At 56.0% G+C, this 24,219-nt stretch carries 16 protein-coding genes, 3 tRNA genes and 3 pseudogenes; 4 read left to right on the forward strand and 18 right to left on the reverse strand.

Annotated elements, in window-relative coordinates:
* Positions 1 to 33: 33 nt before the first annotated feature.
* From CKW31_RS30505 to CKW31_RS23570, 3 genes and pseudogenes are all read right to left on the reverse strand, one after another.
* A pseudogene (locus CKW31_RS30505) lies at positions 34 to 1,053 on the reverse strand (methyl-accepting chemotaxis protein); the annotation flags it as partial.
* Positions 1,054 to 1,911: 858 nt separating this feature from the next.
* Positions 1,912 to 2,316: a TraR/DksA C4-type zinc finger protein gene (locus CKW31_RS23565; protein WP_027897818.1), complete on the reverse strand. Its 405-nt coding sequence runs from the start codon at positions 2,314 to 2,316 to the stop codon at positions 1,912 to 1,914.
* Positions 2,317 to 2,706: 390 nt separating this feature from the next.
* Positions 2,707 to 3,726, reverse strand: coding sequence for a Gfo/Idh/MocA family oxidoreductase (locus CKW31_RS23570; protein WP_095100620.1), 1,020 nt, complete (start codon positions 3,724 to 3,726; stop codon positions 2,707 to 2,709).
* Positions 3,727 to 4,040: 314 nt separating this feature from the next.
* Between CKW31_RS23570 and CKW31_RS30510 the strand changes: the two are divergent.
* Positions 4,041 to 4,724, forward strand: a pseudogene (locus CKW31_RS30510) (PAS domain-containing protein); the annotation flags it as partial.
* 108 nt (positions 4,725 to 4,832) lie between these two features.
* Positions 4,833 to 5,267, forward strand: a pseudogene (locus CKW31_RS30515) (methyl-accepting chemotaxis protein); the annotation flags it as partial.
* A gap of 232 nt (positions 5,268 to 5,499) precedes the next feature.
* On the opposite strand, the gene CKW31_RS23580 reads toward CKW31_RS30515, so the two are convergent.
* From CKW31_RS23580 to CKW31_RS23620, 9 genes are all read right to left on the reverse strand, one after another.
* Positions 5,500 to 7,371: a SurA N-terminal domain-containing protein gene (locus CKW31_RS23580; protein WP_095100624.1), complete on the reverse strand. Its 1,872-nt coding sequence runs from the start codon at positions 7,369 to 7,371 to the stop codon at positions 5,500 to 5,502.
* Between the two features lie 221 nt (positions 7,372 to 7,592).
* The gene (locus CKW31_RS23585) at positions 7,593 to 7,865 is read right to left on the reverse strand and encodes an HU family DNA-binding protein (RefSeq protein WP_002552737.1); all 273 of its coding nucleotides are present in this window, start codon (positions 7,863 to 7,865) and stop codon (positions 7,593 to 7,595) included.
* 142 nt (positions 7,866 to 8,007) lie between these two features.
* Positions 8,008 to 10,404 carry an endopeptidase La gene (gene lon / locus CKW31_RS23590; protein ID WP_095100626.1) on the reverse strand — a complete coding sequence of 799 codons (2,397 nt, stop codon included), beginning with the start codon at positions 10,402 to 10,404 and terminating at the stop codon, positions 8,008 to 8,010.
* Positions 10,405 to 10,550: 146 nt separating this feature from the next.
* Positions 10,551 to 11,834 (reverse strand): ATP-dependent Clp protease ATP-binding subunit ClpX, encoded by a 1,284-nt coding sequence (clpX, locus tag CKW31_RS23595; protein ID WP_027897814.1) that lies wholly within the window; start codon positions 11,832 to 11,834, stop codon positions 10,551 to 10,553.
* Between the two features lie 110 nt (positions 11,835 to 11,944).
* On the reverse strand, positions 11,945 to 12,580 hold the full coding sequence (clpP, locus tag CKW31_RS23600; protein ID WP_095100628.1) for an ATP-dependent Clp endopeptidase proteolytic subunit ClpP: 636 nt from the start codon (positions 12,578 to 12,580) through the stop codon (positions 11,945 to 11,947).
* A 91-nt stretch (positions 12,581 to 12,671) separates the two neighbouring features.
* On the reverse strand, positions 12,672 to 13,982 hold the full coding sequence (gene tig / locus CKW31_RS23605) for a trigger factor (RefSeq protein ID WP_095100630.1): 1,311 nt from the start codon (positions 13,980 to 13,982) through the stop codon (positions 12,672 to 12,674).
* A 376-nt stretch (positions 13,983 to 14,358) separates the two neighbouring features.
* Positions 14,359 to 14,443 (reverse strand) — tRNA-Leu (locus CKW31_RS23610).
* Positions 14,444 to 14,498: 55 nt separating this feature from the next.
* Positions 14,499 to 14,574: transfer RNA gene (locus CKW31_RS23615), tRNA-His, on the reverse strand.
* Positions 14,575 to 14,626: 52 nt separating this feature from the next.
* Positions 14,627 to 14,703: transfer RNA gene (locus CKW31_RS23620), tRNA-Arg, on the reverse strand.
* 326 nt (positions 14,704 to 15,029) lie between these two features.
* Between CKW31_RS23620 and folD the strand changes: the two genes are divergently transcribed.
* The gene (gene folD / locus CKW31_RS23625; protein ID WP_095100632.1) at positions 15,030 to 15,884 is read left to right on the forward strand and encodes a bifunctional methylenetetrahydrofolate dehydrogenase/methenyltetrahydrofolate cyclohydrolase FolD; all 855 of its coding nucleotides are present in this window, start codon (positions 15,030 to 15,032) and stop codon (positions 15,882 to 15,884) included.
* A 66-nt stretch (positions 15,885 to 15,950) separates the two neighbouring features.
* Here the strand turns inward: folD and CKW31_RS23630 are convergent, their stop codons facing one another.
* The 6 genes from CKW31_RS23630 to CKW31_RS23655 all read right to left on the reverse strand — a co-directional run bounded on the left by CKW31_RS23630 (position 15,951) and on the right by CKW31_RS23655 (position 21,955).
* Positions 15,951 to 17,723, reverse strand: coding sequence for an ABC transporter substrate-binding protein (locus CKW31_RS23630; protein WP_095100634.1), 1,773 nt, complete (start codon positions 17,721 to 17,723; stop codon positions 15,951 to 15,953).
* Positions 17,724 to 17,806: 83 nt separating this feature from the next.
* Entirely contained in the window at positions 17,807 to 18,079 is a 273-nt protein-coding gene (locus CKW31_RS23635) for a DUF2160 domain-containing protein (protein ID WP_095100636.1), read from the reverse strand.
* A gap of 11 nt (positions 18,080 to 18,090) precedes the next feature.
* A complete protein-coding gene (locus CKW31_RS23640) occupies positions 18,091 to 18,891 on the reverse strand; it encodes a carbohydrate ABC transporter permease (RefSeq protein WP_027898462.1) in 801 nt (266 codons plus the stop codon).
* A 10-nt stretch (positions 18,892 to 18,901) separates the two neighbouring features.
* Positions 18,902 to 19,768, reverse strand: a complete 867-nt coding sequence (locus tag CKW31_RS23645) for a carbohydrate ABC transporter permease (RefSeq protein WP_095100638.1) — start codon at positions 19,766 to 19,768, stop codon at positions 18,902 to 18,904.
* Positions 19,761 to 20,861, reverse strand: a complete 1,101-nt coding sequence (locus tag CKW31_RS23650) for an ABC transporter ATP-binding protein (RefSeq protein WP_095100640.1) — start codon at positions 20,859 to 20,861, stop codon at positions 19,761 to 19,763. Before CKW31_RS23650 ends, CKW31_RS23645 begins: the two co-directional genes overlap by 8 nt.
* Positions 20,861 to 21,955: an ABC transporter ATP-binding protein gene (locus tag CKW31_RS23655; RefSeq protein ID WP_087266302.1), complete on the reverse strand. Its 1,095-nt coding sequence runs from the start codon at positions 21,953 to 21,955 to the stop codon at positions 20,861 to 20,863. The genes CKW31_RS23650 and CKW31_RS23655 overlap by 1 nt, the downstream gene beginning before the upstream one ends.
* 292 nt (positions 21,956 to 22,247) lie before the next feature.
* Between CKW31_RS23655 and CKW31_RS23660 the strand changes: the two genes are divergently transcribed.
* The gene (locus CKW31_RS23660; protein ID WP_095100642.1) at positions 22,248 to 24,092 is read left to right on the forward strand and encodes a sigma-54-dependent Fis family transcriptional regulator; all 1,845 of its coding nucleotides are present in this window, start codon (positions 22,248 to 22,250) and stop codon (positions 24,090 to 24,092) included.
* The last annotated feature ends 127 nt before the right edge of the window (positions 24,093 to 24,219 follow it).

The raw sequence follows: 24,219 nt of genomic DNA on the forward strand, positions 1-24,219 counted from the left end.
ATTTCCAATCGTCTATTTGAAAAACGCTGCAAATCAGCTTTGCGGCTTATAGCCCAGGCGCAGACCGCCCCAATGGCGCCCTTTGACCATGATGGGCACTGACAAGTCATGCATCAGTTCACCCGTGTCGCGGGTATAGGTCTGTAACAATACCGCTTGCTGGTGACTGCCACAGCGGATACCCGTGCGATCATCAAACTTGCGCTTGCTGCGACTTTTCACTGTATCCACAGCCACATCTCCCGTCAGCGGTTGACTGAACGCTTTGTTATGGGTGGGCACATAACCCTGGGGCGTGCAGGCAATGACGAAGACCAGGCCATCATGACGCGACAGAATAGGCTCCTGGATCGCAGGCAGGACGTCATCGGTGTAACGGTCAAAACGGGTCTGAAACTTGGCGGGCCGGGTATTGGCGACTGGCTGATAGCTACGGTCGAACAAGTCATTCATCGTGATTCGGTTTGCGTCGACATCCGCTTCGAATTTTGCCGCAATCTGACTCGCGCCCTCACGGGCCAGGTCATAGACACGCTGGTGGTAGTCGTCCAGTCCGACCTCCGCCAGGCGCTCACTGATCGTTTCAGCCTGGCCTTCCATCTGTACCGCAGCGTCAGCCAGTTTGCGCGTCTGTTCGTCGCTGATCGCCAGATCGCTGCGCATCTGCTGTACCGCAACAAACAAGCTGGAAAGTTGCTCCTGATTGGTCTCGGCACCCTGAGCAATTTCGCCTATTTGAGATTCAACCCCGGCCGCCAGCCGGGCAATGGTCTCAAGGTGCTGGCCGGTAAGCTCGACCTGGTCGACTCCACTGTCCAGATCGGACGACAACTGACGAATCTGCTCAACCACTTGCACAGTGCGCTGCTGAATATCGGCGACCATCTGCCCGACCTCTCCCGTTGCACTGGCGGTACGTCCTGCCAGGCCGCGGACCTCATCGGCGACCACGGCGAAACCGCGGCCATGCTCACCCGCCCTCGCCGCCTCGATGGCTGCGTTCAGGGCCAATAAATTGGTTTGACTGGCGATGGATTGAATCACCAGCGTCACGCGCTGGATTTCCTCGCTGCGCTGGCTTAGCGCTTCGATCAACTGGCGACTGCTGACTGCACGCTCGCTGAGTGAGTGCATACGGGTGATGGACTCGCCCAGCACACCTCGCCCAGCGTCGCTGCTCTGCCGCATCTCTATGGAAGCGTCGAGCGCCAGCTGACTGAGCTGAGCGGTCTGTTGCTCGGTCGCGATCATGACATCGGCGCTGGAGACAATCTTCTCCGCAGCACTGAGCTGCGACTGCAGCCTGCTGGCCAGTTGTTTCACGGAAAATGCCACACCCGCAGCTGATAAAGCGTTACGGCTGGTAGAACGCGACAAGTCGCGGGTCAGACGATTGATTTCGGCGCGTCCGTCCTGCGCTTTCGCAGGCTGGGACCTGTCGGAAAACAAGCGCGGCAACCAGATAAGCAAAAGCGCCAGTGGCAACGCAAGATAGGTCGACACCTCTACAAGCCCCATGGCGATGAACAGGCACCCCAGGGCGAGACTTTGTAATGCAGGTATCAACCACGCACGCAGCGTGTTGCCAGATGCGTTCCCGGGCGGTTGCTCAGGCGTTGAATTGACCACAGTTCCGTTTGCGACCATTTGCGTTACCCCATCATGCTTATCTTTATTGTGTCTGCATTAGACGCCAGATAAAGGCTTTTCGCCATGAATCAATAAGGCATTCTGCGGCCTAACGGATAAGCGACAACGTTGCGTTGAAGAGCAGTTACTGAAAAAAGGGTGATTGCGCGTGGGCGATCAGAAGAACGAGGGATATCACAGGAGGGAATGAAACCGAGATGGGCAACTCACGTCGCCGAACAAACAGGCGGCGGGACCATAAGGCCCCACCGCCCTGCGTGATCAGGCTTGACGCTGATGCTTGTCGATCTGCTCGTGACGCTCTTGCGCCTCGATGCAATATTTGGTGGTCGGACTGATCAACAGGCGCTTGAGCCCAATCGGCTCGCCGCTGTCGTCACACCAGCCAAAGCTGTCATCGGCAATGCGTGACAACGCCATTTCCAATTGTGGAAGCATGCGCTGATCGCGATCGATCACATTGACCAGCCAGTGACGCTCTTCTTCAACTGAAGCAGCATCGGCAGGATCAGCAGGTGTATCCAGGCTCTCGATAGCAATGCGGCTCTGCTCGATGCGCTCGTGGATTTCAACCTTCATACCCTGCAACAGCTCGACGAAGAAAGCATGCTGTTCGGCATTCATGTAGTCATCGGCCGGCATGGCCAGCAACTTTTCCTTTGTCATTGATTTCTCTATAAAAAAAACGTGCATTAAGGCGAATTAAGGAGCGGCTCTGCGTTGCCGTAAAAGCGCCATAGTCTCCAAGCGCCACCTGGCACTCAATTTACGAGGGGCGGCAGTCTAAGGCCGCCTTGGGCAGTCGGCAACTCATTTGCTAAACAAGCGCCAATTAGCCGACAAATAAACGTCAGCCATCGCCGCGCATCATTAAATCCGGCACAGCAAAAAGGGCCCGGATTGGCCCTTTAGCAGCGATTCGACAGCGTCTTGGCCAGCTCGTGCGAACAGAGTTGTGCTAAATGACGCCCACTTCCTTGATGATTCCCCCGAATATAAGCGCCAATGGCCATCAAGGTAAAGCCATTCGCCATTAGGTAGGGGTATGCCTGAGGCCTATAAAGCGACGACTCGCCCTTCCAGTGCACTCAATCGCGCTGCATCGAGCACCTTTGCTGACGCGACCGCGTCATGCGGGTTGACCGGATTAAGTCCCTCACCTGCCAGCGCAGCCTGTAGCTGTTGATAAAACGCCAGCCAGCAGCCCTGCTCAGTGGGCACACGCTCACGCAGCTCACCTTGCACAAACCAGCCCCATCGCTGCTGATCTTCAACACCCCAGCGCGCGCCTTCCGACTTTGGCGTCAGCCCCGCCAGAGCAGCTTCTTCCTGACAGTCCAGGCCCTCGACGGTGTAACAGCCTCCGTTTCCGCTGACCCGGAATCGCGGGCCGGGCGCGTTTTGCAGACAACTGCCCCACAAATGCGAGACCACGCCGCTCGGATGGGTCAGGGAGACAAAAAACTGATGATCGAAAGGCTGATCAGGAGCCGAGAAATCCAGCTCTGCATAAACCCTCGCCACCGGCCCGAACAGCACCAGCGCTTGATCCACCAGATGACTGCCCAGATCGCGCAACATGCCACCACCTGCGGCCTTGCCTACCGATTTAGGCGAATAGCGCTCAACCCGGGATTCAAAGCGGGTGATTTCACCCAGCCTCCCCTCGTCGATCAATTTGCGCACCGTCAGAAAGTCTGAATCCCAGCGCCGGTTCTGGTAAACGCTGAGCATCACCCCTTTATGTTCAGCCAATTCCACCAACGCCTGAGCCTGCGCCGCATCGGCGGCAAAGGGCTTGTCGCTGACCACCGCAATTCCTGACTCAATCGCCTCACGGATCAAGTCGGGTCTGGAAGCCATGGGTGTAGAGATCGCAACCGCATCCACACCAGCAGCGACCAGGTCGGCCAGGCTATCAAACGCCTGGGCTTCAGGATGATCCTGAGCGAGCTCGGCTCGACGTTCTGCAGATCGAGTAACGACGCCAACAAAGGTCGCCTCTCGCAGACTGACGATCAACGGCGCGTGAAAATAGCGTCCACCCTTGCCATAGCCGACTAAGCCAATACGCATGAAATTCTCCTTCTGATACAGAAAAACCACCTTAAACGAATAAGCACCATGGTCAACCCAGGAAAATACCTATACAAAAATCGTCACGCGTACAATTATTTGTACAAAGAGGCTCATTGCCATCTATGATGGTATCGATGCCAACGGATGTGCATGAGGGCGGCCGCAACCCTCTCGACCAGGGAACAGGATCATGCGATTTGTCCTTAGCGAGCCTGCCGATCATGCTATTCAACTCTGCAAAAAAAGAATTGTCAGTTCTCCAGCAAATCATTGACCACCAGGCGAGCCTGCTCAAGGCCATCGACCGCTCAATGGCCGTCATTGAATTCGATACCCGTGGCGTGGTGCTGAGCGCCAATGACAACTTTGTGAAGACAATGCGCTGTCGAGCCGAAGATATCATCGGCAAAGAACACAAACGGTTTTGTACACCCGCCTACGCCCGCAGCGCTGAATACCACCAGCTGTGGTCGCGCCTGCGCGCCGGTGAGTTCGTCTCGGGCACGTTCCTGCGGATGACCGGTGACGAGCAACAGGTCTGGCTGGAGGCCAGCTACAACCCGATCAAGGACGAATCGGGCAATGTGATCAAAATCGTCAAGTACGCAATGGATGTCACCGCGAAGGTCGAGGCGGACAGTGAAGCAAGAAGTAAACTGGCGGCCCTGGACCGAGCCATGGGCGTAATCGAATTCGACCTCAATGGCCAGATTCTGCGTGCCAACGACAACCTGACGCGACTGCTTGGTTATCGGGAAGCCGATCTGATCGGTAAAAATCACCGCATTCTGTGCCCGCCAGAACTGACCAGCAGTGACGAATACCGTGACTTCTGGCAGCAATTGAATCGGGGCGAATTTTTCAGCGGGCAGTTCAAAAGGATCGGTCGCAACGGCAACGCTTTATGGCTGGAGGCCAGCTATAACCCCGTATATGACGCCAATGGCAAATTGTTCAAAGTAGTCAAATTTGCTGCAGACATCACCTCACGCGTTGAACAGCACGAACGTGACGCCAGCAGCGCCGCACAGGCGTATCACATCTCGGTCGAAACACAGACAGTCGCCGAACAAGGCACTTTGGTGATTCATCAGGCTGCCGATGAAATGCGCCAGATATCGTCGAGCATCGAGGCCTCCTCGCGCATCATTTCCCAACTGGGAGAGCGCTCGGAGCAGATTACAACCATCGTCAACACCATTCGCAGTATCGCCGAGCAAACCAACCTTCTGGCTCTCAATGCTGCCATTGAGGCTGCACGGGCAGGCGATCAGGGGCGCGGCTTCGCGGTCGTGGCAGACGAAGTCAGGCAACTGGCCGGACGTACCAGCCGCTCCACCGCCGAGATATCCGAAATGATCGGCATGATTCAAACCGAAACCCAGCAGGCGATTACCAGCATGAGTCACACCCGGACCAACGCTATCAAAGGCGTAGACCTGGCAGATCAGGCCGGCTCGGTCATTGTCCGGATCAGTGAAGGCACCAGTAATGCTGTGGATGCGGTGAGAGCGTTTGCGCAAGATGCGAGGCGTTGATCTCGACTCTCGCATTCGCCGGAGATCTGTAGGAGCTGCCGCAGGCTGCGATAGCGTTATATGCAAGTGAGTACATGGCAGCCTTCGGCAGTTCCTACAGCCAATCGTTTGCTGCAAGACCGCGCGGTGCCATGGTCATCACGGCGGCCCCAACAGGAAAACTTCCACCGAAAGACGAATAAAAAAAGGCCGCTCAATGAGCGGCCTTCTTTATTGGCGCACGATCAAACCATCAGAAGCGTTCGATCTTGGCCTTGCTTTCCAGCTGTGCACGGTAAGCAGCGAAATCCTGCTGGCCGGCACGCGACGCCAGGAAGCGACGGTACTGGGACTTCTCTTCATCTGTTGCTGGCGTAGCCTCGTTGACGCCATTGAGGCGCACGATCACGAAACTGCCATCGGCCAGCGAAAGGCTGGTGAATTCCGGTTTGTCCTTGCCTTCAGGCTTGGGCATGCGGAACAACGCTTGCAGCACGGCAGGATCGACACCTTCCTGACCGCGAGTAACCGCTTCCATCACCTTCCAGCTCTGACCATCCTGCTTGGCAGCCAGCGGAGTCTTGCCGTCGCGCAGACCCGCCAAAAGCGCTTCGCCTTTGGACTTGACTGCTCCGGCAGCGTGATCCTTGACCAGCTTGGCACGAATCGCAGTGGCTACAGCTTCCAGAGGCAGCTGTTCAGGCATGCGATGTTCCTTGGAGCGGACCACCAGAATGGTTTCAGGATCCAGTTCCAGTGCGTTGCTGTTGGAGCCCTCTTCCAGCACTTCGGGGCTGAAAGCTGCCTGAATGACCGCACGGTTGGCCGTCAGGCCTTCACCACCTTCACGACCGAATGGTGCAGTCGTTTGCACTTTCAGACCCAGCTCCTGAGCTGGCTGAGCCAGATCGGATGCTTCGAACGCCGAATCTTCGAGTTGCTTGGCAGCCTCGACGAAACGTTGCTCGACTTGCTGCGACTTCAGATCGTTGGTCAGTTTTTCCTTCAGGCTGGCAAAGCTCGGCACTGAAGGCGCTTCAACGCCCAACAGCTTGATCAGGTGCCAACCGAAATCACTGCGCACCGGTGCCGACACCTGATCCTTGTTCAGCGCATACAGCGCCTCTTCAAAGGCTGGATCGTAAACACCCTTGCCTGCATAGCCCAGATCCCCCCCCTTGGATGCCGAACCCGGATCCTGAGAGAACTCTTTGGCCAGCGCTGCAAAATCTTCGCCCTTGGCCAGACGCTGTTGAATTTCTTCAATCTTCGCCTTGGCCTGCTCGTCAGTCATCTTGTCGTTCACATCGATGAGGATGTGCGCGCCACGACGCTGCTCGGCGAGATTGGCAATTTCTTTCTGATAGGCCGCCTGCAAATCTTCGTCCTTGACCTTCACCTTGTCGAAGAAGTCAGACTTCTTCAGCTCGACGTAATCAAGCACCACTTGCTCGGGGCTCATGAACTCTTTGGCGTGTTCGTCGTAGTGAGCCTTGACTTCGTCGTCGGTCACTTTGACAGCCGAAGCATCGGCCTTCAGGGTCAGCGAAGCGAAATCGCGCGTCTGTTTTTCCAGACGGGCAAAAGCATCAACCTGAGCGTCGGTGACAAACGCGCTACCGGCGACACCGGCACGAACCTGACCGATCAGCATTTCCTGAGCCAGCATCTGGCGGAACTGCATCCGGGTGAAGCCCAACTGGCGGATCACCTGGTCGAAACGATCAGCGCTGAACTTGCCGTCTACCTGAAATTCAGGTGTCTGCAAAATCTGCTGATCCAGCGCAGCTTCCGAGAAGGAGAACTTCGCGTTGTCCGCACCCTGAAGCAACAGCTTGCGATCAACCAGCCCCTTCAGCGCCGAGTCATGAAGCATTTTTTCATCCAGCAGAGCAGGATCGAAATCCTTGCCCAACTGCTGCACCAGCTGACGCCGTTGCATATCGATCGCCTGGCTCAGCTCGGTCTTGGTGATTTCGTCACCGTTGACCTTGGCAGCATCCTGAGCGGTACTGGTTGCGGTAAAAATCGCATCGAATCCAGTCAACGCCATCAATGCGATGATGATTCCGATAATGGTCTTGGCAATCCAGCCTTGTGAATTGTCCCTGATGTTCTGCAGCATGCGTCCCCCAAAACGGTTGTACTGACTAACCAACCGCGGAGCGTGGGTAGAAAGCGGATAGAAGAAAGGCGCATCCGAGGATGCGCCTTCTCGTAACTGGCGAAGCGGACGGGGCTGAAACCCACGACCCGGGTGTGTCAGGCTGGATTCAGACCAGCCGCACTACCGCTTCGCTGCCGATACAGAGTGAATCTGATCGGTTGGGCAAAGGCTTTGAGAACTTAGTTGACAGCTTCTTTCAGTGCTTTACCGGCTTTGAAACCTGGTTTTTTGGCAGCAGCGATTTCCAGCGTCTTACCCGTCTGAGGGTTGCGACCGATGCGTGCTGGACGATCAGTAACGGAGAAGGTACCGAAACCAACCAGTACAACGGAGTCGCCAGCCTTGAGAGCGCCAGTGACGGATTCGATTACTGCGTCCAGCGCACGGCCAGCAGCAGCTTTCGGGATATCAGCGGATGCGGCGATAGCATCAATCAGTTCCGACTTGTTCACTCTAAGTCCCCTTATCTCTATTTTGAGTATGTTTCTAAGTTTTTTTGGTGTAGCAAAAACGAGCGCTGAATGGCCTACAGGCGCTTAGAAGAGCCGCTTTATAACAAGGGCTCCAAAAAGCTGTCAAGAAAGGCCGTCCAGACTAATGCGTGCTAATTCTTTCCTTAGAGTCAGACTCGCGCTTTTCATCCTTCGCAACCATCTCGGGAGCGACATCCGGCAAGGGCTCCGGCGCGTATTGCAGCGCAATTTGCAGGACTTCGTCAATCCATTTAACCGGCTTGATCTGCAAGTCCTGCTTGATGTTGTCCGGAATCTCTTTCAGATCGCGCACGTTTTCCTCTGGAATGATCACCGTTTTGATACCGCCACGGTGTGCAGCCAAGAGTTTTTCCTTGAGGCCGCCGATCGCCAGAACCTGCCCGCGAAGGGTAATTTCACCCGTCATTGCCACGTCAGCGCGCACAGGAATCTGTGTCAATGCAGAAACCAGGGCCGTGCACATGCCTACGCCTGCGCTAGGGCCATCTTTAGGGGTGGCCCCTTCCGGCATGTGGATGTGAGTGTCGCGCTTCTCATGGAAGTCCAGAGGGATTCCCAGGCTCTTGGCGCGGCTACGCACAACCGTCAGCGCAGCAGTGATCGATTCGACCATCACATCACCCAGAGAACCGGTTTTGATCAACTGACCTTTACCTGGCACTACTGCGGCTTCGATGGTCAGCAATTCGCCACCTACCTGCGTCCACGCCAGACCGGTCACCTGCCCGATCTGATCCTGCTGCTCGGCGAGACCGTAGCGGAATTTACGCACACCAAGGAAGTGCTCGAGCATCTCGGCGGTTACGCGAACTGCGAAGCGTTTTTCCAGCGCGTGCTCTTTGACCGCCTTGCGGCAGACCTTGGCAATCTGACGTTCGAGGCTACGCACGCCCGCTTCACGGGTGTAATAACGCACGATGTCGCGAATCGCTTCCTCGTCGAACTCCACTTCGCCTTTCTTCAAGCCGTTGGCCTGCAGCTGTTTCGGCGAGAGGTACTTGACGGCGATATTGATCTTTTCGTCTTCGGTGTAGCCCGGCAAACGGATGACTTCCATCCGGTCCAGCAACGCCGCCGGGATGTTCATCGAGTTCGCGGTGCACAGGAACATCACGTCTGAAAGGTCGTAATCGACTTCCAGATAATGGTCGTTGAAATTGTGGTTCTGCTCCGGGTCCAGCACTTCAAGCAATGCAGAAGCCGGATCGCCACGCATATCGCTGCCCATCTTGTCGATTTCGTCGAGCAGGAACAGCGGGTTGCGGACACCCACTTTTGTCATCTTTTGAATCAATCTTCCTGGCATCGAACCGATATAAGTCCGGCGATGACCACGAATTTCAGCTTCATCACGCACCCCGCCCAGGGCCATGCGGACAAATTTACGGTTGGTCGCGCTGGCAATGGACTCGGCGAGAGAGGTTTTACCCACACCTGGCGGCCCTACAAGGCAGAGAACCGGACCGCGAATTTTCTTCACGCGCTTTTGCACCGCGAGGTATTCGAGGATGCGTTCTTTGACTTCCTCCAGACCGTAATGGTCGGCATCAAGGATGTCTTCAGCGCGAGCCAGATCCAGACGAACCTTGCTCTGCGCCTTCCAAGGCACCTGAACCAGCCAGTCGATGTAGGAACGAACCACCGTGGCCTCTGCAGACATCGGCGACATCTGCTTCAGCTTGTTCAGCTCGGCAGTGGCCTTGGTCAGAGCGTCCTTGGGCAGACCAGCAGCATCGATGCGCTTCTTCAGCTCTTCGATTTCGTTGTGGCCTTCCTCACTGTCGCCGAGCTCTTTCTGAATGGCCTTCATCTGCTCATTCAGGTAGTACTCGCGCTGACTGCGCTCCATCTGCTTTTTGACGCGACCACGAATGCGCTTCTCAACCTGCAACAGGTCGATTTCTGCGTCCAGCAACGCGAGCACATGCTCAACGCGCGCCGGCAGATCAATGATTTCGAGGATTTCCTGCTTCTGCTCGATTTTCAGCGCCATGTGCGCCGCCATGGTGTCGACCAGACGACCAGGCTCATCGATGCTGTTGAGTGAAGACAGGACTTCAGCCGGGACTTTCTTGCCCAACTGAACATATTGTTCGAACTGCGCCAGAAGGCTGCGAACGAACACTTCAGATTCACGATCAGGCGCATCGACCTCATCGATCAGAGTAACTTCGGCCCGACAATGACCATCAACTTCTATAAAGCGATCGACGGATCCGCGCTGCTCGCCTTCGACCAGCACTTTGACAGTACCGTCAGGCAGCTTGAGCAATTGCAATACGGTTGCAATGGTGCCGACGTTATAAAGAGCGTCTTCACCAGGATCATCGTCAGCAGGATTTCTTTGTGCGAGCAGCAGGATCTGCTTGTCGCCCGTCATCGCCGCCTCAAGGGCTTCGATAGACTTCTCGCGCCCCACGAACAGCGGGATAACCATGTGCGGATACACCACAACATCGCGCAATGGCAAGAGAGGCAATTCGATGGTCGTTTTCATGATTTCGCCTCTACGGCGGCCATGTGGCCGTGGACTGGAATGAGCTTGAGTCCAAGATGGGGGTAGACACCTGAAAAAACAAGCCTTTAAGCAGGAAATGCAAAAGGGGCCCGAAGGCCCCTTCTTTACTCATGCAGCAGTATCACTCACGCGTCGGGCGCAACCTTGGCAGGTGGCTCGCTGTTTTCGTAGATCAACAGCGGCTTGGACGTGCCTTCAATCACGCTTTCGTCGATCACCACCTTGCTCACATCAGTCTGTGATGGAATCTCGTACATGGTGTCGAGCAGAACGCCTTCGAGGATGGAACGCAGGCCACGTGCACCGGTCTTGCGCTCAAGCGCACGACGAGCAACGGACTTCAGAGCGTCGGTACGGAACTCGAGATCCACACCTTCCATTTCGAACAGCTTGGCGTACTGCTTGGTCAGCGCGTTTTTCGGCTCGGTCAGAATCTGCATCAACGCAGCTTCGTCCAGCTCGTCCAGCGTTGCCAGAACCGGCAGACGACCCACGAACTCAGGGATCAGACCGAACTTGACCAGATCGTCAGGCTCGACTTCACGCAGGGATTCGCCAACCTTCTTGCCTTCTTCCTTGCTGCGCACTTCTGCGTTGAAGCCGATGCCGCCTTTGGTGGAACGGTTTTGAATAACCTTTTCCAGACCAGAGAACGCACCACCGCAGATGAACAGGATGTTACGGGTATCAACCTGAAGGAATTCCTGCTGAGGATGCTTGCGACCACCTTGAGGCGGAACGGAAGCGACCGTGCCTTCAATCAGCTTGAGCAGAGCCTGTTGCACGCCTTCACCGGAAACGTCCCGGGTGATCGACGGGTTATCAGACTTGCGTGAGATCTTGTCGATCTCATCGATGTAGACGATGCCCATCTGGGCTTTTTCTACATCGTAGTCGCACTTCTGCAACAGCTTCTGAATGATGTTCTCCACATCCTCACCCACATAACCCGCCTCAGTGAGGGTGGTTGCGTCGGCGATGGTGAATGGAACGTTCAGCAAGCGGGCCAGTGTTTCGGCAAGCAGCGTCTTGCCCGAGCCCGTCGGGCCGATCAGCAGGATGTTGCTTTTGCCGAGCTCGACGTCGTCGTTCTTTTTGTCACGCTGATTCAGACGCTTGTAGTGGTTGTACACCGCTACGGCCAGAACCTTTTTTGCACGCTCTTGACCAATGACGTACTGATCAAGGATGCCGCTGATTTCTTTAGGCGAAGGCAATTTATGCGCGCTGCTCTCGGCCTGTGCTTCCTGCACCTCCTCGCGGATGATGTCATTGCACAGGTCGACGCACTCGTCGCAGATAAAGACCGAGGGGCCGGCAATCAACTTACGTACTTCATGCTGGCTTTTGCCACAGAAGGAGCAATAGAGCAGCTTGCCGTTGTCCTCGCCGTTGCGGGTGTCAGTCATTCGTTCGATCCAAATCCGATAGGCTTGCAACACAAGATGAAGGCTATTGCGGGCTTTTTCAAGCCCGCAAGTGATCAGAGCAACCGACCAGCCTTATTTGAGGTGCTTAATTAAGCGGGACGCTGACTGATGACTTCGTCGATCAAGCCGTACTCACGAGCGGCTTCTGCACTCATGAAGTTATCGCGGTTGGTGTCACGCTCGATCTCTTCCAGAGTGTGCCCGCTGTGCTTGGCCATCAGCGTGTTGAGACGCTCACGAATGAACAGGATTTCCTTGGCATGGATTTCGATATCCGAAGCCTGGCCCTGGAAACCGCCCAATGGCTGGTGAATCATCACACGGGAATTCGGCAGGCAGAAACGTTTGCCCGCAGCGCCCGCGGTCAACAGGAACGCGCCCATGCTGCACGCCTGACCGATGCACGTAGTCGATACGTTCGGCTTGATGAACTGCATGGTGTCGTAGATCGACATGCCAGCCGTCACCGAACCGCCCGGTGAGTTGATGTAAAGATGGATATCCTTGTCCGGGTTTTCCGCTTCAAGGAACAGCAGTTGCGCGCAGATCAGGTTGGCCATGTAGTCTTCTACCGGACCTACCAGAAAGATCACTCGCTCCTTGAGAAGGCGCGAATAGATGTCATAGGCGCGTTCGCCACGGGCGGACTGCTCGATAACCATCGGGACCAGGCCGCCGGCGGCCTGGATGTCAGAGTGCTGCTGAATATAAGAATTGCGGGACATGTCTCGCATTCACTCCCAAATAGTCATTTCTTGAATACGCACAAGCCAGCGCGAAGGCTGGCTTGTAGGTGTTTTCTAACGAAAAAACAAATCAGTCAGCTTGTGGGGCTTCCACCGGCTTGACTGCTTCTTCGTAGGAGACCGACTTCTCGGTCACGCTAGCTTTCTGCAAAACAGTATCCACAACTTGCTCTTCGAGCACAACCGAACGTACTTCGTTCATTTGCTGCTCGTTCTTGTAGTACCAGGCCACAACCTGCTCAGGTTCCTGGTAAGCAGAAGCCATTTCCTGAATCATCTCGCGAACGCGGGTGTCATCAGGCTTGAGGTCGAACTGCTTGACCACTTCAGCAACGATCAGACCCAGCTCAACGCGACGCTTGGCTTGCTCTTCGAACAGCTCGGCCGGCAGTTGATCAGGCTTGATGTTGCCACCAAACTGCTGAACAGCCTGGACGCGCAGACGGTTCACTTCGTTTTCCAGCAAGGCTTTTGGCACTTCGATCGGGTTGGCGGCCAGCAAGCCGTCCATTACCTGATTCTTGACCTTGGACTTGATGGCCTGACGCAGCTCGCGCTCCATGTTCTTGCGAACTTCGGCGCGGAAGCCTTCGATACCGGTTTCCTTGATACCGAATTGCTTGAAGAACTCTTCGTTCAGCTCAGGCAGCTTGGGCTCGGAAACAGTGTTGACGGTAACGGTGAACTCGGCAGCTTTACCCGCCAGTTCGAGGTTCTGATAGTCTTCCGGGAAAGTCAGGTTCAGAACACGCTCTTCGCCAGCTTTTGCGCCAACCAGACCGTCTTCAAAGCCAGGGATCATGCGGCCGGAACCCAATACCAGCTGGGTGCCAGTGGCGGAGCCGCCAGCGAATGCTTCGCCGTCAACCTTGCCAACAAAATCGATGTTCAGCTGGTCTTCGTTCTGGGCGGCACGATCAGCCACTTCGAAACGGACGTTCTGCTTGCGCAGGATTTCCAGCATGTTGTCCAGGTCGGCATCAGCCACGTCTGCAGACAGACGCTCAACGGCGATGGACTCGAAACCGGCAACGGTGAATTCCGGGAACACTTCGAAAGTAGCGATGTATTCCAGGTCTTTGCCTTTTTCAAAGGTCTTTGGCTCTACAGCAGGTGCGCCAGCCGGGTTCAGCTTTTGCTCAACCACAGCTTCGTAGAAAGTAGCCTGGATCAAATCACCCAGTGCTTCCTGACGCGCGCCGTCTTCATAACGCTGACGAATCACGCTCATAGGCACTTTGCCTGGACGGAAGCCAGGGATCTTGGCTTTACGTGCGGTCTGCTGCAGACGCTTGTTGACTTCAGTCTCGATGCGTTCGGCAGGCACGCCAATGGTCATGCGGCGCTCAAGAGCGGAAGTATTTTCAACAGAAACTTGCATGGATATTCCTCGTTGCACAGACGTTAGCCGGCGTTTCCGACCCCAGAATCAAGGGCATGCATTCTAGTGGGTCAAACTCAAGAAGTCACCCTACTGAAAAAGGGCGCATATAAAGGAAGGAATCAGACGATCAGCGACTGGCAACCGCAGCTACTCTCGACTGACCGAAACGCGTCTGGCACGGCCTTGCACAAGGCATCACGCACCCGGCCTCAGCGTCGACTCCATTCCGCGAAGCACACCTCGCACGACCGACGGCAGCCAGGCTGGCCGGTCAGCGAGACGAAAAACAATAATCCTGAAACAAAAAAAGCCGCACTAGGCGGCTTTTCTCAAACGTCATGACCGCATAGCAGCTGTGACGCGTTTTTAATCTTGGTGCGGACGGAGAGACTCGAACTCTCACACCTTGCGGCGCTGGAACCTAAATCCAGTGTGTCTACCAATTCCACCACATCCGCGTACAAGCTTTTAAAGCAAAGGCGCCAGATTATAAGTCTGGCGCCTTTCTAAATATGGGGTGGACGAAGGGGATCGAACCCTCGACAACGGGAGTCACAATCCCGTGCTCTACCAACTGAGCTACGCCCACCATATTGCATGTAACCGTGACATCTTACTTGCACTTGCCAAAGCTGCCTTAATGGCGCACCCGGCAGGACTCGAACCTGCGACCATCCGCTTAGAAGGCGGATGCTCTATCCAGCTGAGCTACGGGCACTTATATAATCTGTACTCTTTAACGATTACAAATTAAAAGGCTTTTTAATCACACCGAGCTAAGTAACCGCTCCGCCTGATTCAACACCGAACCTCATCTAAACATCGACTTGATTATCAGTGCCAGCTTAACCAGTGCTGGGTTGTACCCGGCAAGTGCGACGAATCTTATAGACGACCCTAAAGGTCGTCAACTCTTTTTTAGAAAAAAATTCAGTTAGATAAAGGAGTTAGGAGAATATGCAGACCAAGCGCCTTTGCCCACGCGCGATGACATGCGAGAATGCGCGCTCTTTTCCGATCCCTCTCGATGGTTAATCACGCGTAATGACTGCAAAACTAATCGACGGCAAAGCGATCGCAGCCAGCCTGCGTCAGCAGATCGCCAAACGGGTCGCCGAACGTCGCGAGCAAGGCCTGCGAACACCCGGCCTCGCCGTGATTCTGGTGGGCAGCGACCCTGCTTCCCAGGTCTATGTCTCCCACAAGCGTAAAGACTGTGAAGAAGTCGGCTTTGTCTCTCAGGCCTACGACCTGCCCGCCCAGACGTCACAAGCAGAACTGACCGATCTGATCGATCGTCTCAATGATGATGCGAACATCGACGGCGTGCTGCTGCAATTGCCACTGCCCGAACATCTGGATGCCTCCCTGTTGCTGGAACGCATTCGCCCGGACAAAGACGTGGATGGCTTCCATCCCTATAACGTCGGTCGCCTGGCCCAGCGCATTCCGCTGCTGCGCCCCTGCACACCTAAAGGCATCATGACCCTGCTGGAAAGCACCGGTGTCGATCTCTATGGTCTGGACGCGGTCGTGGTGGGCGCTTCCAACATTGTCGGTCGCCCTATGGCCATGGAGTTGTTGCTGGCCGGTTGTACAGTGACCGTAACCCACCGCTTCACCAAAGATCTGGCGGGCCACGTTGGCCGTGCTGATCTGGTGGTGGTAGCGGCTGGCAAACCGGGTCTGGTCAAAGGCGAGTGGATCAAGGAAGGCGCTATCGTGATCGACGTTGGCATCAACCGTCAGGACGATGGCAAGCTGGTCGGCGATGTGGTGTACGAAACCGCCCTGCCCCGCGCTGGCTGGATCACGCCGGTGCCGGGTGGCGTAGGCCCGATGACTCGCGCCTGCCTGCTCGAAAACACCCTGTACGCAGCAGAGACCCTGCACGGCTGATCGTCGTGTCACGGGGTAAATGAAAACGGCACCCCGAGGGGTGCCGTTTTTCATCGCGCAGAGGCCTTACTTCTTGGCCGCTTCCCAGCTCTTCAGCAAATCAGAGTAAGCGATGGTTTCGCCCTTCGGCTTCTCATTCGCCAGCTTGCGTTGTGGGGCCAGGAACTTGCCGCCACTCTGCTCAGCTTTGGTGTACCACTCTTCCGCCGAGGTTTCCGGGTTCATTTTAGGCGCGCACTTACTGGCGTCCTGAACCTTGGAGCGCTCGATACGCGTCATGATCGCATCCTGATCCTTGGCCAGACCGTCCAGTGCCTGCTGTGCGGTTTTCTCACCGGTTACGGCCTCGGCGACGTGACTCCACCACAGCTGCGCGAGTTTCGGATAATCCGGCACGTTGGTCCCGGTAGGCGACCATTGGACCCGGGCCGGGCTGCGGTAGAACTCTACGAGACCACCGAGTTTGGGCGCCAGCGCGGTCATCTCCTTGGAGTTGATGTCCGATTCACGAATCGGCGTCAGGCCCACGATGGTTTTCTTCAGGGAAACGCTTTTCGACGTCACGAACTGAGCGTAGAGCCAGGCAGCAAGACGTTTTTTCTCGTCGGAAGATTTCAGGAAGGTCCAGGAACCCACGTCCTGATAACCCAGCTTCATGCCTTCTTTCCAATACGGGCCTTTTGGCGACGGCGCCATACGCCATTTCGGGGTGCCATCGGCGTTCATCACGGGCAGACCCGCTTTGGTCATGTCAGCTGTAAACGCGGTGTACCAGAAAATCTGCTGAGCCACGTTACCTTGCGAAGGCACCGGCCCGGATTCGGAGAACGTCATGCCCGCGGCCTCAGGCGGCGCATAGGCTTTCAGCCAGTCGATGTATTTCTGGGTTGCAAACACTGCCGCTGGCCCGTTGGTGTCGCCGCCGCGGGTAATGCTGGAACCCACCGGGCGGCAGTCTTCTACCCGAATACCCCACTCGTCCACCGGCAAACCATTAGGCAGCCCTTTGTCGCCACTGCCCGCCATGGAGAACCAGGCATCGGTGAAGCGCCAGCCCAGCGATGGGTCTTTCTTGCCGTAGTCCATGTGACCGTAAACTTTCTTACCGTCGATTTCCTTCACGTCTTCGCTGAAGAACTTGGCAATGTCTTCATACGCCGACCAGTTGACCGGCACGCCCAGTTCATAGCCGTACTTGGCCTTGAACTTCTCTTTCAGGTCTGCGCGATCAAACCAGTCAGCGCGGAACCAGTAAAGGTTGGCGAATTGCTGATCGGGCAGCTGATACAGCTTGCCGTCCGGCGCCGTGGTGAACGAGGTGCCAATGAAGTCTTTCAGATCCAGCGTCGGCGAAGTGACCTTGCTGCCTTCAGGACTTGCCATCAAGTCGGTCAGGGACATCGCCTTGCCATAGCGGAAGTGGGTACCAATCAAGTCCGAGTCATTCACCCAGCCGTCATAAATGCTTTTGTCCGACTGCATGGCGGTCTGCAGTTTTTCAATGACGTCACCTTCCTGCAGCAGGTCATGGGTGACTTTGATGCCCGTGATTTCGGTGAAGGCCTTGGCCAGGGTTTTCGATTCATATTCGTGGGTGGTCAAGGTTTCGGAAACCACCTTGATGTCCATGCCGCGAAACGGTTCGGCGGCCTTGATGAACCACTCCAGTTCTTTCAATTGTTCGGCATCGGAAAGCGTGCTCGGCTTGAACTCGCTGGCCGCCCACTTCTTGGCCGCATCTTCATATTGATCGGACCATGCCGAAACGCTCAATCCGCTGAGCATCACCATTGTCGCGAGCGTCACGCTATGTCGCAGCTTGTTTTTCTTATTGAACATAGACACCTCCAGTGTTGTTTCTTATGTAGTCCCGCTTCGAATATCGCTTACAGGATCAGCCTGGCATTGCGCTCATCCGTTCTCTAACCCCACCGCATCACTACCAGGAGCCACACCAGAGAAATCCCTGAAGCAACCCAGATACTCCAGTCAGTCGCGCCAATCACCAGCAGATGCAGATAAGCGCTACCCAACAGCCCGATGAACAGTCGGTCGCCACGGGTGGTGGCAATCGGCAGAAAACCACGACGCTCAATACTGGCCGAGCGCAATTCCCACACCGTCATCCCAGCCAACAGCAATGCAATGCTGCCGAAGAAGATCGCGGTGGGCAGTGTCCATGACATCCACTCCATTTTTCGACTCCTCAGACCCGGCCAAGAGCAAAGCCCTTGACCACGTGGTTACGAACGAACCAGATCACCAGCATGCCGGGCAGGATGGTCAACACCCCCGCCGCCGCCAGGACGCCCCAATCAATGCCCGACGCCGAGACTGTGCGCGTCATCACCGCCGCGATCGGCTTGGCGTTGACCGACGTCAGGGTGCGAGCCAGCAACAGCTCAACCCAGGAAAACATGAAGCAGAAGAACGCCGTCACACCGATGCCCGAGCCAATCAGCGGCACAAATATCTTTGCGAAAAACTTGGGAAAGCTATAACCGTCGATATAGGCGGTTTCATCGATCTCCTTGGGCACACCGGACATGAAGCCCTCCAGAATCCACACCGCCAATGGCACGTTGAACAGGCAATGAGCCAGCGCTACAGCAATATGGGTATCGAACAGGCCGATGGACGAATACAGCTGGAAGAATGGCAGCAGGAAAACCGCAGGCGGTGCCATGCGATTGGTCAGCAACCAGAAGAACAGGTGCTTGTCGCCCAGAAAACGATAGCGGGAAAACGCATAAGCGGCGGGCAATGCGACGCTTAGCGAGATCACGGTATTGAGGCAAACGTAGTACAGAGAATTAATGTAGCCGCTGTACCAGCTTTCGTCGGTGAAAATCACCTTGTAATTGGCCAGGGTGAAATCCTGCGGCCACAAGGTCAGGCCGCCGAGGATTTCAGTGTTGGTCTTGAACGACATGTTCACCAACCAATAGATCGGCACCAGCAGAAACAGCAGGTAAATCCACAGCGGTATGATTTTGCGCAGGTTCATGTCCGCCTCCTCAGTTCTTTTCGCTATGGGTCATGGCGGTGTAGAACACCCACGACACCAGCAGGATGATCAGGAAATACACCAGCGAGAACGCCGCCGCAGGGCCCAGGTCGAATTGGCCCAGCGCCATGGTGGTCAGGGTCTGACTAAGGAAAGTGGTGGAGTTGCCCGGGCCGCCGCCGGTCAGCACGAACGGTTCGGTGTAGATCATGAAACTGTCCATGAAGCGCAGCATCACGGCGATCAGCAACACACTCTTCATCTTCGGCAGCTGGATATGCCGGAACACCGCCCAACTGGAGGCCCGATCAATACGTGCCGCCTGGTAATAAACGTCCGGGATCGCCCGCAAGCCGGAGTAGCAGAGCAACGCAACCAGCGACGTCCAGTGCCAGACGTCAATGATCAGCACCGTTACCCAGGCGTCCGATGCGTTGGCCGCGTAGTTGTAATTGATGCCGAGAACGTTGTTCAGCGTATAGCCCAGCAAACCAATATCGCCACGCCCAAAGATCTGCCAGATGGTGCCGACGACGTTAAATGGAATCAGCAGCGGGATGGTCATGACGATCAGACAGACCGTGGACCAGCGCCCCTTGCTCGGCATGCATAACGCGATAGCGATCCCCAATGGAATTTCGATCAGCAGCACACACGCGGAATAGATGAACTGGCGCAGTAACGAGTCATGCAGACGAGGGTCCTGCAAGACCTGCCTGAACCAGTCGGTGCCGACGAAGTAGCGGCTGGACTGGTCGAAGATGTCCTGCACCGAATAGTTGACCACGGTCATCATCGGGATGATGGCGCTGAAGGCCACCAACAGGAAAACCGGTAATACCAACCACCACGCCTTGTTGTTCTGAACCTTATTCATGGCCTGACTCCAGCAAGTAATCGTCGGCATAGACCATCAGCCACTGGCTCGGGAAGCTGATCCAGGCCTGACCCACGGGCACCGTTTTGTCCTCCTGCAGCCGCACCTTCAAGGCTTGCCCGGCCAGGCGCAGGGTTAGAATCTTGTAAGTGCCAAGGTCTTCAACGTGGCTGACTTCGGCGCACAGCGCGTCATCCACAGGACCGTCCCAGACGTGCACGAACTCCGGACGAATGCCGATCTTCAAGGTGCTCCATTGCTTCTCGGCAATGAGCTGCTGCATTGATTCGGACAGCGGTAAATGAACATCGCCGAAGCCCACACCACCCGCTTGCGGAGTCACATCAATGAGGTTCATTCCGGGGCTACCGATGAAATAACCAACGAACGTGTGGCGTGGTTTTTCGAACAACTCTCGTGGCGTACCGAACTGGACAATCGCGCCGCCGTACATCACGGCGATCTTGTCGGCGAAGGTCGAAGCTTCCAGTTGATCGTGGGTGACGTAAACCATGGTGATGTTGAATTGCTCGTGAATCTGTTTGAGCTTGCGCCGCAGCTTCCACTTCAAATGCGGGTCGATCACCGTCAGCGGTTCGTCGAACAGAATCGCTGACACGTCATCGCGCACCAGCCCACGGCCCATGGAGACTTTCTGCTTTTCATCAGCGGTGAGGTTGCGAGCCTTTTTCTTCAGTAAGGGCTGTAGGTCCAGCACGTCGGCAATTTCATGGACTTTGGTGTGCACCCGCTTTTCGTCCATGCCCTGGTTGCGCAAGGGAAAAGCGAGATTGTCGTACACCGTCATGGTGTCGTAGACCACCGGAAACTGAAAAACCTGAGCAATGTTGCGCTGCTCCGGCGACAGGTCGTTGACCACCTTGGAGTCGAACATCACCTGACCTTCCGAAGGGCTGAGCAACCCGGAAATGACGTTCAGCAAAGTCGACTTTCCACACCCGGAAGGCCCCAGCAGTGCATACGCCCCGCCCTGCTCCCAGATATGACTCATCTCGCGAATAGCGTAGTCCTCTGGCCCGTTCGGATGTTTGCTATAGCTGTGAGCGAGGTTTTGCAGTCGGATCTCGGCCATCAGGCAACCCTCGCCATACGCAAGCCGGGTGCCTGAATCAGGCGGCCCTGCTCATCGAACACAAACAATTTATGGGTCGGGATGTACACCCGAATAGACGCATCAACGTCGTAGGCATGTACCCCCGGCAAGTGCAGAACCAGCGGGAAATGTTCGTTACGCACATGCAGAAAGGTTTCCGAGCCGCTGATTTCCGCCAGCTCCACGGTCACCGCCAGCTCAAGGTCATCGTCGTTTGACGGCACCAGACTCAAGTGGCTGGGGCGCACCCCAAAGCGGTAATTGCCATCGCCGATCTTGCGCAGGTCAACGTTGAGGGGGAAATGCACGAAATTGGCAAAGCTGACTTCGCTGCCCTGAATGCGCCCGGGCATCAAATTGATGGGCGGCTCGGAGAACAACTCGGCCGCCAGCACGGTTTGCGGCTGGTGATAGACCTCAGGTGTGCGACCACTCTGAATCACCCGTCCTTCATGCAGCACCGTGGTCGTGCCGCCGAGTGCCAGCGCCTCGTTAGGCTCGGTGGTGGCATAAATGGCGATGGTGTGACGGGCTTCGAACAGCTCGCGCATTTCCTGACGGAGCTCTTCGCGCAGCTTGTAATCGAGGTTGACCAGCGGTTCATCGAACAGAATCAGGTCGGCATCCTTGACCAGCGCCCGGGCCATGGCGGTGCGTTGCTGCTGACCGCCGGACAATTCCAATGGATAACGGGTCAGGAACTTCTCGATGCGCAGCATTTTCGCGGTTTCCAGCACTTTGCTCTGGATCACGTCAGCGGCCACACCGGCCTGCCGCAATGGCGACGCGATGTTCTCAAAGACGGTCATGCTCGGGTAATTGATGAACTGCTGATACACCATCGACACATTGCGATGGCGAACGGCCGTCTGGGTGACGTCCTTGCCGTTCATCAGGATGCGACCGCGATCAGGCTTGTCCAGCCCGGCCATCAGCCGCATCAGACTGGTCTTGCCAGACAGCGTACGGCCCAGCAAGACATTGAAAGAACCGGGTTCGAAACTCAACGAAGCGTCATCGATCCAGGTTTGGCCGTCGACCACACGGCTGACGTGCTCCAGCGTTAAAGACATGGCTTGCCCTTTTTTGTCAGTTCTTATTCAGGGTGTGCGCGAATTCTTCTCAGGAGATAGCGACAATCGTGCCAAACCGGGCATTGCTACACACAGGCCCGAGATAGAGCCTCGGCGCGATATCACCAGGCTAATGGGCGTTCGGTGCTGAACAAAAGTGAACAGTAAAAACTGAACACCTGAACAAACTGAACATTGACTTTGAACAATCCTGAGCGACACTGGATGCACGCACGGGATTGGACGCCCGTGCCTGATCCATAAAAAAATAAAAATACATGCAGGATCCACCATGGCCATACACCGTGCATCCGTTGCTCATGACGCCATCATCCGAGACTCATGGTCCCGCTGTCGGGACTTTGGTCTGAGTCATCAGTCCAGCCCCTCTTTCGGCCAATTGCCGAAGGATCAGGTATCGCAGTTACTGGAGCGCCATCAGGCGCTGGTGCACACCACCCACCAGGAAATCCTGCCTTTTTACGAAAACATCCTGAGTAACTCCAACTGCCTGATCATGCTGGCCGACGATCAAGGCCAGTTGCTCAAATCGTGGGGCAACCAGCGCTTTGTCGAACCCTCTCACGCTCATGGCTTCATGGCAGGCGCCAGCTGGGTCGAAAGCGCTACGGGCACCAATGCCATTGGCACCGCGCTGGTCTGCGAACAGGCGGTGCACATCGAGCACAACGAACACTTTCTCAAAGCCAACCGCTTCATGACCGGCTCGGCGGCGCCTGTTTACGACGCAGCGCGGCGATTGATTGCGGTACTGGATGTCTCCAGCGACAGCTTCCTGCCGCCTTCTCACACGCTGGGCATGGTGAAAATGATGAGCCAGTCGGTAGAAAACCGGCTGATCCTCGATCAATTTCAGGACAGCCACTTCCAGCTGACCTTCAACACCGGACTGAACAACCTCGACAGTCAGTGGGCAGGTTTGCTGATATTTGATGAAAGCGGGCGGATCATCAGCGCCAACCGACGCGCCGATAATCTGCTGGGAGTGAGCCTGAAGCGGACGAGCATCGAGGCACTGTTCAATAACCCGACGGCTTTTCTGCTCAATCAGCCTGAGGGCCTGCCCTTCTCCCTGCTGGCCTCGGGCAACAACCGCTTTCATGGCGTATTGAAACGCCCCAAACGCAATCCGCTGAACCTGCATGTTTTCCAGCCCGCGCTGAAACCGACGGTGCAGGAAACTGTGCCCCTGTCTGCCGTCAGTCTGGGAGACGCCAAGGTCGATAAAGCCGTGCGTCAGGCTGAGCGGCTGCTTGAGAAGAACATCGCTCTGCTGATCCATGGCGAAACCGGGGTGGGTAAAGAGGTGTTCGTCAAAGCCTTGCACAACGCCAGTTCCCGATCCGCCAAGCCACTCATAGCGGTCAACTGCGCAGCGATTCCGGCCGAGCTGGTGGAGTCGGAGTTATTTGGCTATGAAAAAGGCGCGTTCACCGGCGCGCACCATAAAGGCAGCATTGGCCTGATCCGCAAGGCCGACAAGGGCACGCTGTTCCTCGACGAAATCGGCGACATGCCGCTGACGGTCCAGGCGCGTCTGTTACGGGTGCTTCAGGAACGTTGCGTACAGCCGTTGGGCAGCAGCGAATTGCATCCAGTGGACGTGCGATTGATATCCGCGACCAACCGTAATCTTCGCGACGAAGTATTGGCCGGGCGCTTTCGTCAGGATTTGTATTACCGGATCAGCGGGCTGAATCTCGAACTCCCTCCGCTGCGTGAACGCACCGACAAGGCTGCACTGGTTCAGCGAATCTGGGAGCAGCATCGCGAAGTGCAGCAGACTCGAGGCTTCGAGCCGAAAGTGCTGGCGTTGTTTGATCGTCACCCGTGGCCAGGGAACCTGCGTCAGCTCAGCAACGTGATTCAGGTGGCATTGGCCTTGGCGGATGATGACGTGATCGGCACCGAGCATCTTCCGGATGATTTCTTTGCGGATCTGGAGATGAGTTTGCAGGATGCGCCGCCAGTATTCAGCGACAAAGTACAGCTGCACAAGACGGAAGACCTGGATGAGCTATTGCGGGATGCTGGCGGGAATATTTCCCAGTTGGCCAAGCGCCTGGGGGTGAGCCGCAATACGCTTTACAAGCGGTTGCGGGAAAGGCAGGGTTGAGCCACGACCGACAGTTGAACTGGAATGCAATCCCTTTGGGAGTGGTGTTTGCCCGCGATACAGGTGCCTCGGTTTCAGCTCAAACACCGAGGCGCCTGTATCGCGGGCAAGCACCGCTCCAACATGG

Origin of the sequence: Pseudomonas sp. Irchel 3A5 (genome assembly GCF_900187575.1) — a bacterium.
Taxonomy (GTDB): Bacteria; Pseudomonadota; Gammaproteobacteria; order Pseudomonadales; family Pseudomonadaceae; genus Aquipseudomonas; species Aquipseudomonas folii.

Bases quoted from the DNA above. Each gene is read 5' to 3' on its own strand.
- CKW31_RS23660 (WP_095100642.1), top strand. From the start codon at position 22,248: ATGGCCATACACCGTGCATCCGTTGCTCATGACGCCATCATCCGAGAC.
- CKW31_RS23635 (WP_095100636.1), bottom strand. From the start codon at position 18,079: ATGGAGTGGATGTCATGGACACTGCCCACCGCGATCTTCTTCGGCAGC.
- CKW31_RS23650 (WP_095100640.1), bottom strand. From the start codon at position 20,861: ATGGCCGAGATCCGACTGCAAAACCTCGCTCACAGCTATAGCAAACAT.
- lon (WP_095100626.1), bottom strand. From the start codon at position 10,404: ATGAAAACGACCATCGAATTGCCTCTCTTGCCATTGCGCGATGTTGTG.
- clpP (WP_095100628.1), bottom strand. From the start codon at position 12,580: ATGTCCCGCAATTCTTATATTCAGCAGCACTCTGACATCCAGGCCGCC.
- CKW31_RS23655 (WP_087266302.1), bottom strand. From the start codon at position 21,955: ATGTCTTTAACGCTGGAGCACGTCAGCCGTGTGGTCGACGGCCAAACC.
- CKW31_RS23630 (WP_095100634.1), bottom strand. From the start codon at position 17,723: ATGTTCAATAAGAAAAACAAGCTGCGACATAGCGTGACGCTCGCGACA.
- folD (WP_095100632.1), top strand. From the start codon at position 15,030: ATGACTGCAAAACTAATCGACGGCAAAGCGATCGCAGCCAGCCTGCGT.
- CKW31_RS23565 (WP_027897818.1), bottom strand. From the start codon at position 2,316: ATGACAAAGGAAAAGTTGCTGGCCATGCCGGCCGATGACTACATGAAT.
- CKW31_RS23580 (WP_095100624.1), bottom strand. From the start codon at position 7,371: ATGCTGCAGAACATCAGGGACAATTCACAAGGCTGGATTGCCAAGACC.
- CKW31_RS23640 (WP_027898462.1), bottom strand. From the start codon at position 18,891: ATGAACCTGCGCAAAATCATACCGCTGTGGATTTACCTGCTGTTTCTG.
- tig (WP_095100630.1), bottom strand. From the start codon at position 13,982: ATGCAAGTTTCTGTTGAAAATACTTCCGCTCTTGAGCGCCGCATGACC.
- CKW31_RS23645 (WP_095100638.1), bottom strand. From the start codon at position 19,768: ATGAATAAGGTTCAGAACAACAAGGCGTGGTGGTTGGTATTACCGGTT.
- CKW31_RS23570 (WP_095100620.1), bottom strand. From the start codon at position 3,726: ATGCGTATTGGCTTAGTCGGCTATGGCAAGGGTGGACGCTATTTTCAC.
- clpX (WP_027897814.1), bottom strand. From the start codon at position 11,834: ATGACTGACACCCGCAACGGCGAGGACAACGGCAAGCTGCTCTATTGC.